Annotated in this window: 10 protein-coding genes; 5 read left to right on the top strand and 5 right to left on the bottom strand. The window is 38.6% G+C overall.

Features of this window, described 5'->3' with window-relative positions:
* Positions 1-79: 79 nt before the first annotated feature.
* On the bottom strand, positions 80-631 hold the full coding sequence (infC, locus tag I9192_RS04065) for a translation initiation factor IF-3 (RefSeq protein ID WP_080633117.1): 552 nt from the start codon (positions 629-631) through the stop codon (positions 80-82).
* A gap of 5 nt (positions 632-636) precedes the next feature.
* Positions 637-2,559: a threonine--tRNA ligase gene (gene thrS / locus I9192_RS04060; RefSeq protein WP_004827843.1), complete on the bottom strand. Its 1,923-nt coding sequence runs from the start codon at positions 2,557-2,559 to the stop codon at positions 637-639.
* 256 nt (positions 2,560-2,815) lie between these two features.
* Here thrS and I9192_RS04055 point away from each other — a divergent pair, with 256 nt between their 5' ends.
* Positions 2,816-3,889: a hypothetical protein gene (locus I9192_RS04055; RefSeq protein ID WP_005030916.1), complete on the top strand. Its 1,074-nt coding sequence runs from the start codon at positions 2,816-2,818 to the stop codon at positions 3,887-3,889.
* Between the two features lie 60 nt (positions 3,890-3,949).
* Here I9192_RS04055 and I9192_RS04050 read toward each other — a convergent pair whose 3' ends face one another.
* The 3 genes from I9192_RS04050 to I9192_RS04040 all read right to left on the bottom strand — a co-directional run bounded on the left by I9192_RS04050 (position 3,950) and on the right by I9192_RS04040 (position 8,249).
* Positions 3,950-5,110: an alanine racemase gene (locus I9192_RS04050; protein WP_151800949.1), complete on the bottom strand. Its 1,161-nt coding sequence runs from the start codon at positions 5,108-5,110 to the stop codon at positions 3,950-3,952.
* 85 nt (positions 5,111-5,195) lie between these two features.
* On the bottom strand, positions 5,196-6,470 hold the full coding sequence (locus I9192_RS04045; protein WP_004827835.1) for a D-arabinono-1,4-lactone oxidase: 1,275 nt from the start codon (positions 6,468-6,470) through the stop codon (positions 5,196-5,198).
* Positions 6,471-6,482: 12 nt separating this feature from the next.
* On the bottom strand, positions 6,483-8,249 hold the full coding sequence (locus tag I9192_RS04040; RefSeq protein WP_005030919.1) for a neutral/alkaline non-lysosomal ceramidase N-terminal domain-containing protein: 1,767 nt from the start codon (positions 8,247-8,249) through the stop codon (positions 6,483-6,485).
* 121 nt (positions 8,250-8,370) lie between these two features.
* On the opposite strand from I9192_RS04040, the gene I9192_RS04035 reads away from it, so the two are divergent.
* The 4 genes from I9192_RS04035 to I9192_RS04020 all read left to right on the top strand — a co-directional run bounded on the left by I9192_RS04035 (position 8,371) and on the right by I9192_RS04020 (position 14,554).
* A complete protein-coding gene (locus I9192_RS04035; protein WP_005030921.1) occupies positions 8,371-9,420 on the top strand; it encodes an AraC family transcriptional regulator in 1,050 nt (349 codons plus the stop codon).
* A gap of 233 nt (positions 9,421-9,653) precedes the next feature.
* Positions 9,654-11,300: an acyl-CoA synthetase gene (locus I9192_RS04030; RefSeq protein ID WP_005030922.1), complete on the top strand. Its 1,647-nt coding sequence runs from the start codon at positions 9,654-9,656 to the stop codon at positions 11,298-11,300.
* 164 nt (positions 11,301-11,464) lie between these two features.
* A complete protein-coding gene (locus tag I9192_RS04025) occupies positions 11,465-11,992 on the top strand; it encodes a hypothetical protein (RefSeq protein WP_005030923.1) in 528 nt (175 codons plus the stop codon).
* Positions 11,993-12,751: 759 nt separating this feature from the next.
* Positions 12,752-14,554, top strand: a complete 1,803-nt coding sequence (locus tag I9192_RS04020) for an acyl-CoA dehydrogenase C-terminal domain-containing protein (RefSeq protein WP_010590750.1) — start codon at positions 12,752-12,754, stop codon at positions 14,552-14,554.
* The last annotated feature ends 158 nt before the right edge of the window (positions 14,555-14,712 follow it).

Here is a 14,712-nt window from a genome sequence, read left to right as displayed (position 1 = left end):
CCTCAACATTTAACATATTTTCTTTTCAATAATAAAAAAAGCACCGCTTTAAGCAGTGCTCTTTTCTACAAATGTAACATTACTTTTTCTTTTTAGGTCCAAGTAACATACCCATTTGACGGCCTTCCATTTTTGGTGCTTGTTCAACTACACCTGATTCAGCGACGTCTGCTTCAATTTTTTGTAATTGCGCAAGACCCAACTGTTGGTGAGCCATTTCACGACCACGGAAACGTAGAGTAATTTTGACTTTGTTGCCTTCTTCAAGAAACTTCAGAATAGCACGCAACTTAACATTGTAATCACCAACGTCTGTACCAGGGCGCAACTTAATTTCTTTCACTTGAACTTGATGCTGTTTCTTTTTCGCATCTTTTTGCTTTTGCTTCAGGTCAAATAAATGTTTGTTGAAATCCATGATTTTACAAACAGGTGGCTCTGCATTCGCCACGATCTCAACAAGATCAAGATCAGCTTCTTCAGCAGCACGCAAAGCTTCAGCAAGTGAAACGATGCCTTTTTGCTCTCCATCTGCAGCAACGAGACGCACTTCTTTAGCTTTGATCTCATCATTTAATGCAGGACGATTGCTTTTAGCACCTTGTTGTTGGTTACGGTCAGGCTGTTTAATCTTTCTTACTCCACAATATACCGGCCGCGTTCGGCTACGGCTGCTTTCACTAGGTCAACAAATGCATCTATCGACATAGTACCTAAATTTTTTCCAGAGCGAGTACGGACATTCACAGTACCTTCCTCGACCTCACGATCTCCGAGTACTAATAAGTACGGAATACGCTCTAATGTACGCTCACGAATCTTAAAGCCGATTTTCTCATTTCTCAAGTCTGAAATTGCTCGAATTCCATTTTCTTTGAGTTTGGCGACGACTTGTTCACAAGCTTCCGCTTGAGAATCGGTAATATTCATGACACATGCTTGGATTGGAGCCAACCATGGTGGCATAAAGCCTGCGTAGTGTTCAATTAGTATACCAATAAAACGCTCAAAACTGCCAAGAATTGCACGATGTAACATCACAGGATGGTCACGATCGTTATCTTCTGTTACATATGAAGCGTCTAAACGTAACGGCAAGTTAAAGTCACACTGAATTGTACCGCACTGCCAAATACGACCTAAGCAATCTTTCAGTGAGAATTCAATCTTAGGACCATAAAAAGCACCTTCGCCAGGTTGTTCTTCCCAAGTTAGGTTCGCAGCATCTAGCGCATCTGCTAGAGATTTTTCTGCGACATCCCAAAGTTCATCGGCGCCAACACGTTTTTCAGGACGAGTAGACAACTTCATTTGAACGTCTTCAAAGCCAAAGTCTTTATAAACGTCTAAAGTGAGTTTAATAAAGTCTGCAACTTCTTTACCAATTTGTTCAGTTGTACAGAAAATATGCGCATCATCTTGAGTAAAACCACGTACACGCATAATGCCGTGTAACGAACCTGATGGTTCATTACGATGACATGAACCGAACTCTGCCAAACGAATTGGAAGATCACGGTAAGACTTTAAGCCTTGGTTGAACACTTGCACATGACATGGGCAGTTCATTGGTTTTACAGCATAGTTACGACTTTCTGAATGTGTCGTAAACATATTTTCTGCATAGTTTGCAGCATGACCAGACTTTTCCCACAGTGTAAAGTCTACAATCTGTGGTGTTTTAATCTCTTGGTAGCCATTATCCTGCTGAACTTTACGCATATATTGTTCAAGCACTTGGTAAATCGTCCAGCCATTGGCATGCCAGAACACCATACCAGGCGCTTCTTCCTGCATATGGAACAAGTCTAAGGCTTTACCAATTTTACGGTGATCACGTTTTTCAGCTTCTTCGATACGCTTAATATAAGCAGCTAATTCTTTTTTATCTGCCCAAGCTGTACCATAAATACGCTGTAATTGTTCATTCTTCGCATCACCACGCCAGTATGCACCAGAGATTTTAGTGAGTTTAAATGATTTTAAGAATTTAGTATTTGGAACGTGTGGACCACGACACATATCTAAATAATCTTGATGATAGTACAAGCCCATTTGAGTTTCTTCAGGCATGTCTGCAATCAAGCGCAATTTATAATCTTCACCACGCGCAGTAAATTCAGCAATGACTTCATCACGAGGCGTCATTTTTTTAATGACATCGTAATCTTGATCGATAAGCTTTTTCATACGCTCTTCGATCGCAGCCATGTCATCTAATGTAAATGGACGAGGCATCCAAATGTCATAGTAGAAACCTTCTTCAATGACAGGACCAATCACCATTTTAGCTTCTGGAAAGAGTTGTTTTACCGCATGACCCACCAAGTGTGCACAAGAGTGACGAATAATCTCGACACCATCTTGATCTTTTGGAGTGATGATTTGTAATGTTGAATCTTCGGTAATTAAATCACTTGCATCGACTAAGCGATCATTTACTTTCCCTGCAACTGTATTTTTAGCCAGTCCAGGTCCAATACTTTGAGCAACTTCCATAACGGAAACAGCATGATCAAAACTTTTCTGATCGCCATTTGGCAATGTGATAATAGGCATATTTAAAAATCCTTAAGGAGTGATGCCCCGTACAATGGAGCATGTCACCGCGAGATTATGATCGAGGAAGATCCTCAAGATAAAATCGGTGGAACAAAATAAAAAGTGTGTCAAATTTTACACCTTTGCTGAATATTTATAAACCTTTGTCTTCAATTAATCTAAATTTTAGTTTTTGATTTTGTCGAAACAGTCATTTATCATCGCCGCGTGACATTTTATTGACTTTAAAAACATAAAACGAATGGATAACTAAATGAATTCGGTAAACTTAACTAAACTTAGTTCAGCAATACTTGTCGGCTTGGCATTAACAGCCTGTGGTGGCGGTTCTAGCAATAACGAACAAACATCAAATATAGCCAATACACAAAGCCAATCTGAAAAAATTGAATGTAGTAATGGACTTCCCAAAAATCTTAAAACGACTGGACAAGGCTTTTTTAGTGATGAAATCTATTCTCTAGAGACACAACCCAATGACAGTGGTGATGAAAATGTTATCGTATTATATTCAAATAAGCTTACCAATGGTGTGATATACCAAAATCTCACGACCTTACTTAAGAATCAACCAAAGCAAATAAATATTGATTTTTTAGAATCATATCTTTTAACGAAATCTAAACTCGATACCAGCTTTAAACAAAACAATTTGACGATTGGCTTTCCACTAGGGTATCTCATCAGCCAAGATGACAACTCAGCAATATTCAATAGTTTTACCGATAAGTGTACGATTCATATAGAAAATCAAATTAAATTAAATTTAAAACACATCGATATTTCGGGAATGACTATTGCTGATCTCTTTAAATATTACGACTATCCAAATGCTGGTAATGTAGAGCGTTATATAAATTCAGACCTAGCCCAGATTATAATCAACAACCATAAAGGTTCTTTAGAAAAATTATTAGCAAATCAGACAAAGTTTCCTTCTGGTTCTAAACTCAGCTATGTTGAGCAATCAATATTTAATACACCTACAATTACATTTAATGACAGTGATCTAACTGATTATAAATCCTTAGAAGAGTTTACTGATAACACTGAACTTCCATCTGGATACATTTGGCATAAAGATCAATTTGCAGGTTATAAAGTTGTCTATCCAATCAATCCAACTACAGGTATCTCCAAGAGCTTTATTGATAACTATACTGGCGTAGAAATGAATGGAAAAATATATCAAGCATATCAAGTTATTTCTGGAGATTTAATAAAGGATCAAATGGCTCCATTAGAAGACAAACTTGATATGTCAGAAACTTACTTCAATAAAACAGCAGTACAAACTTTAGCGGATGCGCTAAATCAAGCACTTTGATTTGATCTATCATTTGTTATTTTTAAAACCGCTATTTCTATGGCGGTTTTTTTTATATATTCACTCTCTAAAGCTTTGCCATTTTTTAAAACTTCGATCTAAATAATAAGTCAGCTGAGCAAACTGAGGAATAATGGCTTCACTTTGAGTCGGTCGTAAAAATACAAAATCATCAACTTCGATTTGAGTTGTTTTTGGTACATTCACCATTTCTTGATTGGTACTGCGCCCATATAACACATGAGGATGAATCCCTTGAGGATAAACATAGTCAGCCATCCAATAGCCCCCATAAACAAATAATGCTTTAGACCGATGTGGAAGCTTATTCAAGATCGTTAAACCCGGTAATTGGGAATATGGCAATACTTTTAGTACAGGTGTTGCAATCCATAGACACGCCTGCAAAACACGCAACCCTTCACTGTCGAAGTCACTTGGTTTAAGCAACATTGAACCAAAAGCAAGATCATTACACACACTCTGTTTTACGTGCAGATAAAAGGTGGGACTTCCCCCACCATTAAAACAAAGATGAGCATGCCAAAGCTGAGGAAATTGCTGTTGAATGATATCTTTGTAGCATTGGTACGTTGCTTGTGACTCCTGATACGCCACCTCAACTTTCTTGATGACAGGGGGTAATTTTGTTACATGGGCATCATAACCCATCAACCCTGAAAATTTTAAATTGTCAGGATGCTGCTCAATCAACCTGAGTAGTTCAATCATTTGCGCTTTTGAGTCTACACCTCCACGATGCAAACCCACATCTATCTCGATATTGATTTGAAGCTGAATTGCTAAAACTTTCGCCACTTCAAGATATTGTAATAAACGTGCCTTGGTATCTACCAACCACTGAATATTGGCGTGTTCCGATTGAGGATGCTGGGTATAAAACTGCTGTACAAGCCTTACAGGCATCGGCTTTCCCAGTAAAACATCAGCTTCTGAAAAATTTTCCAAAATCGGTAGCAATTGAGGTAAATGGAAAACCATAAAACGTTGTGTGGACAACTTAGCACTTACCGTCTTGAGCAATTCCATAGATGCTAAAGATTTGACCACAAGACGAGGCTGTAAATGGGTTGCGTATTTAAACTTGGTTGTTGCATATTGCAAATTTTGCTCCAAAGCTTGACCATCAATGATCAATTGCGGTAGCGCATCTGCAGATTGTTTTAAATCACGATTTAATTGTTCAAAAAAATGATTCATCGCATATCCTTATATTTTACTATTCATTTGCGGTATACCCACTTGATTCAGTCTTATTGATCCATCATTGCGCCAATACCCTGAATTACGCTGTAAAGAATAACTTTTCTAAATACGGATTTAAAAACTTTTGCGTAGGGTCCAACTGAGCCCTTAACTGCATAAAATCATCCCACTTTGGGTATAAGGCTTGGAGCTGTGAAGCCCCCATATTATGCATTTTCCCCCAATGTGGGCGACCTCGATAATGCTGAAAAATCGGTTCAATTTCATCAAATAATTGGTTTGGAGCTTGTTTGTGATATTGATGAACTGAAATTGAAATCGAATCTTGCTGATAAAACGGACTCAACCAAATATCATCGCCTTTGACAAAACGAAACTCTACTGGAAAAAATGTTTGTGCTTTAGCATGTTTTAATGCGGTTAATACTGCTTCTAAACATTCCATACCAGACTCAACTGGAATCTGATATTCCATCTCATTAAACTTTGTTTCGCGTGGAGTTGGAAAAATTTGACTGGACCAATCGACGAATGTGGTGGGTTTGATAAAGACACCTAATAATTTTTGCAATTTTGGATTCAATGCAGGAAAAGATTTCGTCAAACTACAGCATATCGTAAGTAAGGCATCTTCTGATGGCCATGATAATTTTCTCGGTTGAATATCCTCATCTGTGATGTCGAGTGTTTTTAATATCAATTGGTCTGCGTGTGAAAATGCAAAGCACTCAATATGGCGATGTTGCGTTTTCCAAAGATCGATATTTTCAAAAAATTCTTTAACTGAACAAAGTCGCACATGCTCCTTCAACTTATAACGAGGTTTGTTTTGCATGGTGATCTTGGTGAGTATTCCTAAACTTCCTAAAGATACACGCCCTGCTTCAAAAATATTGGGATTGTCTTGGCGACTACACGTCAGTATATCTCCTGAAGCTGTTAAGAGTTCGAAGGCTTCCACATAAGCAGAAATACAGTGCAAATTCAGACCAGTTCCATGTGTTCCAGTCGATACTGCCCCAGCCAAGCTTTGTTGATCAATATCCCCTTGTTGCATTAAAGACTGTTGTATTGGTTCTAAATATTGATCCAAATTAAACAACCGTGTTCCTGACCAAATATTGGCTTGTGTTAATGCTGTATTTACGTTCTCTACACCAGAAAAATGATCTAAGGATAATAGTGTCGCATCGGTACAAACCAACGGGGTAAATGAATGACCAGCACCTACCACACGAATTTTATGATGGTTTTGAACAATATTTTTTAATTCATCTATACTACTGGGTTTTAAAATATGTTCTGGTTGAGAATGTTGAAACCCAGACCAATTGTTCCATTTTTGCTGATTCATAATGCTGATCCTTTAGCGCACTGCGGTTTTTACACTGCCATGATTTGTTCTCAGGTCTATTTCGTGTTGTGAAATTTTTGTAGGACGAGTGACTTGATCAAACTTGCGTTGCGACTCATCAATCATTAATTGGCTTGCAAGATATTGAAACTTGTATTGAATTGCAGCATGTGTCCACTGCCCATATAAGGTGTGCGCGCCTTCATAGGCTTGCTCTTGATACTCTTCTTGTGTGGTAATGTATCCCATATAATCATTGCAGTAAGACACTAGAGCCGTGGTTGAAATCATCTGATGAGTTGTCATTTGCTTTGCCACTGTTTGAATCAAACGCTGCCCTGCTGTCGTGGTAATCTCTCCTGGACAGCACACCAATGCCAATGCACCAATGTGAATAATCTGTAAAGGAATAACACTCGGAACAAGTGGACTGGTCTGAATCGCACCTGCTTTCACTTGTCGATTCATTTCTGCAATAAGAGGATCAACAAAACTCGGGGTGAAATCCAGCGGCTTACCCAATAATTGATTGTCAGGGCTTTCAAGCACAATATCTTTGGGAAATTGAGCGTCATACAATGCTTTATATTTTGCATAATCTGGTGCATTTGGATCTGCTAAACGTTTCTTACGTACTTGCCTTGACAGCAGTGTTAAAATTTTAATGATAGGCTTTGACGCACCTTGACCATCAACGGGTGTTCCGCCCATAAATCCAACACCATGACAAGCAGCACTGGTTCTCATCTTCTCAGACTTTTGACTGAACTCGCTTGGGATTTCAACCTGACTTAAATCAACATAACTCAAAATGGCATCTATACCGCCTTTTAGACACATGCTTCCAATCGCACTTTTATTTTGATTCTCAGAATTTTGAAGATCTATTTTAGTTAAAGCCTTGATGGCTAACTCACTTTGATAGCGCCCATTTTGTTGGGCATATTGATATTCTTTTTCACCTTTGATTCGACTGCGAATTATATTTTGTTTCGGACCATGAAAATGTGGAGATACATCTCCAGCTGTGGCTTGTGCAAATATTGCAACAGGATTTTGCACACCTTGTTGCAATAAATACTCTTCACTCTGTATCGCAGCATATCCCTTGTTATCACCATCATGTGCATTGAGTTGATTACCCAAACATGTAGCATGTACGCCAAATAATGAGATAAATGCAACAAGTTGCTGATCACGATAAAATCCAATTAATTGCATTTCACGATTTAAGGCAAGGTGAGTTTCAGCCTCAGTTCGATGTATCACGTCTGGATTGCGATTATAGGCATCTAATGATCGATTCCATGCGACTGGTGTATCTTGAGGAAATTGACAGGTTTGATAAAAAATTTCTGTTTCTTGTTCCGATTGAATCGCTTGAAGAATACTGGTCAAAGCAGCATTGACCACAGCATTTAAATGCTCAGGAACAAAACCCGGCGTCGGCATATTATATAATGCTTCATAGGCACAGCCACCTGGTCCAGAATGGGTATGCGTCGCCATCAATACCAATCGTTGCGGATTAAATTGTTCGTTCAACTTTTCAGTTAAAGCTTTAACTACACCTTCACGCATTGCATAGGTAATACAACCTAAATCCAAACAGCAAAATAATAAGGGTTGTTCTGAGTCTGAACGGCGAATACTGAAACTTCGTGCAAATAAGGCTGTACGTTTTACATAAGCGCGATGTGACCACATGCCATAACCAAACATGGCATAACCTTGTGGTTGGATTTCAATCTCTTGCTTTGCCCAGCCTACCCTAAACATATATGGTATTCCTTTATCTTTTTATGTGATACATCAGCAGAACTAGATTGAATATTAATCAAAAATATGCGATACCAACTAGGGTAAAAGCAACAACAATATGGGGGGCTAAACGGACTTTATGGGCTCACAACAAAAGGAATCTGCCAATTCGCAATTTTATATTCCGCCTATGATCCTTACCAGTTTGATTCATTATGGGGAACAACAACATTGGCAATATGCAGATTGGTTTAAATTACACAATCTTGATTTGGAACAGATTCGCCAAGGGCAAGGTTTCGTTGCATTTTCGGAACTTTGTGGCGTTATTCAAGATGCACTCAACTGTACTCAACAAAAGCATTTAGGTTTATTGCTGGGTAGCCATGAGGGTCAAATTTCTATTGGTATTTTGGGTTTTGCAATGCAAGCGTGTAAAACTGTTGCAGAAGCACTGGAAACAGCTTTGCAGTACCACCCTATTTCAGGCAGTGTTTTGGATTTGAGTGTTCATTTGAGTCAAGATTATTGTGAAATCGAGCTGATAGAACGCAGTGATTGTGGTCCACTCAAAGCATTTTTTTGCGATGAAGTTTTTGCCAGCATCATGACCTGTTTAAACATGATGTTAGATCGAGATTATGAACTGATTAGCTTAGAACTGAGTTATGATCATTCTGCTTATTCACAAGATTATCAACGTATTTTTCAATGCCCTATACTTTTTAAAAGCAACAGGAATTTAATTCGATTTCCAAATACACTATTAGCCAAAACACTTAAAAATCATAGTCCAGTCAACTATCAAATTGCGATTCAAATGTGTCAGCAAGCATTAAAGCAATTTAATCAAATCAACCAACACAGCATAGTTCAGGTATTACAACATTTAATTGAGAGCCATTTGCCAGGGCGTTTTGATATGCACCAAGCTGCACAGCATTTCCATTTAAGCGAACGCCACCTAAGACGATTACTACTCAATGATGGTCTGAGTTTTCAGCACTTAAAGCAACAAGTCTTAGAAAAAAAAGCCAAACAATGGCTTGAAGACAATCAATCAATCAGCCAAATCAGTTTTAATTTAGGCTTTAGTGAGCTTCGAGAGTTTCGTCGCGCATTCAAGAAATGGACAGGATTTTCTCCAAGTGAGTATAAAAAAACTAAACTCTTAAGTTCAGTTTCTTAGTATTTAAATAGGTAAATATATATACAGTATAGACATGTTCCAACAGCCAAAAACTTCTTAAAATATTTATTTAATTCATATTTTTGAAAGTAAACTTTCAACGCTCAACAGGACAACACTATGTAAACATATTTACATTTTACAAATACTCGACTAAAGCATAAATGAATTTTAATCATCTTATGCCTATCTTTTAAGCATGGACATTAGAACAAATAGAGACGGAGCTCAACATGGTCAGTGCATATGACGAATTACCACGCACACCTGCAAATTTTGTAGCATTATCACCTTTACGTTACTTAGAACGCGCTGCTTATATTTATCCTGATCAGGATGCAATTGTTCATGGTCATCGTCATATTTCATGGCGAGAAACTTATCAACGTTGTCGCCAATTTGCGCATCAATTACGAAATCTAGGCATCGAGAAAAATGATACGGTTTCTGTTCTCTTACCGAATATTCCAGCCATGATTGAAGCGCATTTTGCAGTCCCTATGGCTGGCGCAGTATTAAATACCTTGAATACCCGTTTAGATGCCAAAACCATCGCATTTATGCTTGAACATGCTGAAACTAAAGTGCTTTTGGTTGACCCTGAATTTGCGACATTGGCGCAAGAAGCTGTAGGCATGCTGTCTCAGAATATCTATATCATTGATGTTGCTGACGTTGAATATGACAAAAATGACTCTACTTCTCGCATTGGTCAAATCGAATATGAACAGTGGCTTCAAGGGGGTGATACTGATTTTGAATGGCACTTACCTCAAGACGAGTGGGATGCTATTAGCCTAAACTATACTTCTGGAACTACTGGTAACCCGAAAGGTGTGGTCTATCACCATCGTGGGGCTTATATCAATGCTGCGAGTAATATTATTGCCTGTGGAATGACCCCTCGTTGTAAATATCTTTGGACACTTCCCTTGTTTCACTGTAACGGTTGGTGCTTTGCTTGGACCATCGCAGCAAATGGTGGCACCAATATCTGCTTACGGAAAATTGATCCTGAACTGGTCTACCAACTGATTGATCAATACAAAGTTGATTATTTCTGTGGCGCACCGATTGTTTTGTCAATGTTGATTAACACACCAGAAGATAAGCAAATTAAATTTAAACATCATGTTGAAGTCATGGTGGCTGGTGCTGCACCTCCAGCAGCGATTATTGAGGGTATGCATCATATTGGCGTTCAAGTGAATCATGTTTATGGACTTACAGAAACCTACGGTCCTTCTGCATTATGTGCATCACAAGCCGGATGGAGTGATTTGTCAATTCAAGAGCAAGCTCAATTACATTCACGTCAAGGCGTACCTTATCCTTTGCAAGATGGTATGCGTGTTCTCGATGCAGAAACCATGCAGCCAGTTCCAAATGATGGCAAGACCATGGGGGAAATTATGTTCCGTGGCAACATTGTCATGAAAGGTTATTTAAAAAATACTCAAGCCACTGAAGAAGCATTCAAGGGAGGCTGGTTTCATACGGGCGATTTAGCTGTCTGCCAACCAGATGGTTATGCAAAAATCATGGATCGCTCCAAAGACATCATTATTTCTGGTGGGGAAAATATTTCCTCTTTAGAGGTCGAAGAAATCCTCTATACCCACCCTGCTATTATGACAGCAGCGGTCGTTGCTCAACCTGATCCACGTTGGCAAGAAGTGCCTTGCGCCTTTATTGAGCTTAAGCAAGACGCAGAAACAACTCCTGAAGAAGTGATTGAGTTTTGCAAACAACATCTGGCACGTTTTAAAGTACCAAAGAGCGTGGTGATTTGTGAGATTCCAAAAACTTCAACAGGAAAATTACAAAAATTTATCTTACGTGACTGGGCAAAAGAACGCGCTGTAGGTGAGTTTCAGTAAGGATTTAAATGTCGTGATTCTCTCTTCATAGAAATCATCTTTGGCTCGTCTAAGCAAAGTGAATGATCTAAAAGAGAGGACACGATAAGCCCTGATGATAGACTAAGTGACTCCGATAGGTATGATTTTTTAGTCCCTTGTTTTATACGATAAAATACTAAGCCATGAATAAATTACGTATAGAAATAGAACCCGACTTCGAAACGGCACAACAACTTTATCCGACTGTGCTCGAATTAATTGCAAATTACACCCGCTTTTGTGATGAATTCGGTGATGAAGACTCCGTGGAATATCAAAAACTCAGTGAAAAACTTACACAAATCACCCTTAAAGATATCAACCAATATGATCTCTGGGAGTGGTGGGAAGCCGAAGGAATTGAAAACTTAAGCTTTGATATTTGCCTACCCGAGCCTAAAATCATTAAGGATATTTCAAAACAAGAACTAACTGAAATTGTACAACGTATTAAAAAATCAGATTTTACGACTCAACATAAAAATAATTTTATTCATTCTTTTTATATTCGCACCGTCTTTCCGGGTGGTTATTTCTATAATTTTTTAAAACTCAATTTTAAATATTTTCATCATCGCCTATTTCAGCGTAATAAAGATCAGAATGGTAAATACTTTGAATATTCAACTGAAGAAATTGTAGAACAACTCTGGGCTAAAAAATCTAAATAATGCTCAACTATTTTAAAAATTCTATGAGTAACTGATGTTACGCACTTGATTGAAATTAAGTAGGTGAAAAAGAAAAAGCTAAATTTACACGACGGAGTCTTACAGCCAAAGTTTAAATTTATGGAATAGCCTTCGGCTCGAGGTACTTTTGTTTTGGCATGAGGAGCAAAGCTCCGCAAGGGCAACCATCATGCGCAGCGACATCGTTGCTCACCGCAGAACTCGTTCACTATCGTCAAAATATTCAAAGTTTCGCAGAAACTTTACTTATTAGAAGGATTCCTGCCTCAAGCAATTGCGGATGACGTTTCCGCGTACCCACATTCTTCTCGCTCCAAAATTTAATTTTAGAGTTACTGCGTAACATCAGTGAGTAAATGTAATGGCTTGTTCTCATCACAAAATCAGCATAAAACATCGTTTTTTATAAAACTCTTCATCACTTGAATAGTTTAGTTATTTTGTAGCCAACCTTGATCCGATAGTACCTACTTTTATCGTCATTTTATTGGACACAACTTTTTACGATTTTGACTATTTGTATCCTTATTTTTCAACGAAAACTGTTTACACTCAATGCACTTACAAGTTTCAAGTTATTTTTCTTTGACTTTACAGTCACAGAGAAATAACCATGAAATACTTGTACGTCACTATAAGATGTTGCACGATGTAGCAGAACAAATATGTGTCATAGAAGACACACATCGTATTTATGAAGATTATAAATCTGGTTTAACCAGTATTGAGGAAACCGATATGCCACAATACAAAGCACCCTTACGTGATATGCACTTCGTTTTGCATGAATTATTAAATGCAGAAGAACATTACGCTAAACTCCCTGCGTTCCAAGAAACCGTAAGCCGTGAATTGATTGATCAGTATTTAGAAGCTGGCGCGGATTTCTGTGAAAACGAACTTTCTCCTTTAAACCAGATCGGTGATCGTGAAGGCTGTAAATGGGATGATGGTGTTGTGACTACACCAACAGGCTTCAAAGCAGCTTATGACAAATATGTAGAACTCGGTTTCCCTTCTCTTTCAGTTCCTGAAGAACATGGTGGTCAAGGCTTACCAGGCTCATTAGCAACAGCTATTTCAGAAATGGTAGGTTCAGCAAACTGGGCGTGGGGCATGTATCCTGGTCTTTCTCATGGTGCGGTTCGTACCATCGAACACCATGGTTCTGCTGAACAAAAAGCAACGTATTTGCCTAAACTGGTTTCAGGTGAATGGACAGGTACAATGTGTCTAACAGAATCTCATGCAGGTTCTGACCTTGGTATCATCCGCTCTAAAGCTGAACCACAAGCAGATGGTAGTTATGCAATTTCTGGCGAGAAAATCTTCATTTCAGCTGGTGAGCATGACATGGCTGAGAACATTGTTCACATTGTTCTTGCTCGTTTACCAGGCGCTCCTAAAGGCACCAAAGGAATTTCATTATTCATCGTACCAAAATTCAATGTCAATGCGGATGGCTCTATTGCAGACCGTAATGGCGTTCGTTGTGGTTCAATTGAACACAAAATGGGTATCCATGGTAATGCCACATGTGTGATCAACTTTGATAATGCGAAAGGCTTCTTGATTGGACCAGAAAATAAAGGTCTACACTGCATGTTCACCTTTATGAACACTGCACGTATCGGTACAGCGGTTCAAGGTTTAACAGCATCTGAATCATCTTTCCAAGGCGCACTTGCCTATGCCAAAGATCGTTTAGCAATGCGCTCACTTTCTGGTCCAAAATCACCAGAGAAAGAAGCAGATCCAATCATCGTTCACCCTGCTGTACGCAACATGCTTATGACGCAAAAAGCATTTGCTGAAGGCGGTCGTGCACTTGTTTACTTCTTGTCTCAATATGCAGATATCGTTGAACAAGGCGTTACTGAAGAAGATCGTAAATTCGCTGACAACATCTTGTCTTTATTGACACCAATTGCAAAAGCATTCTTAACTGAAACAGGTTCAGAATCAGCGAAACATGGTGTGCAAGTCTTTGGTGGTCACGGCTTTATTTCTGAACACGGTATGGAGCAAATTGTACGTGATACACGTATCTCTTGCTTATACGAAGGGACGACTGAAATCCAAGCACTTGATTTGCTAGGTCGTAAAGTATTGGGAACTCAAGGTGCAATGTTGAAAGACTTTACCAAGATTATCCATAAGTTTGCAGAAGCAAACAAAGACAATGCTGATCTAAAAGAATTTGTTGAACCATTGGCTGCTCTGAACAAAGAGTGGGGTGATTTAACCATGCAGATCGGTATGAAAGCTATGCAAAACCCTGATGAAGTGGGTGCTGCAGCAGTAGATTACTTATACTTCTCTGGCTATGTAACACTTGCATTCTTGTGGGCGCGCATGGCGCTTGTTGCTCAACAGAAATTAGCTGAAGGTTCTACCGAAACTGGTTTCTACAATGCAAAAATCAAGACTGCTCGTTTCTACTTCAAAAAGATTCTTCCACGTGTTCGCTCACATGTAGATGTGATTGCAGGTGGCTTAGATCCTTTGATGTCATTAGATGCTGAAGATTTTGCATTCTAAATAGAATGTCGAATTAGACATTTAAAAAACTGTACTCAAGAGTGCAGAAATAGAGAAAGGACGGTCATAGCTTTGGCAGTCCTTTTTCTTTATAAATAGACCGTAATTTTACTTAGATCATTTAACAACATTCATCATTGTTGATTAGACTGGTCTGA

Origin of the sequence: Acinetobacter bereziniae, assembly GCF_016576965.1 — a bacterium.
Lineage (GTDB): Bacteria > Pseudomonadota > Gammaproteobacteria > Pseudomonadales > Moraxellaceae > Acinetobacter > Acinetobacter bereziniae.
Note: the sequence above shows the minus strand (reverse complement) of the source record. Positions and strands in the feature narration are given on the sequence as shown.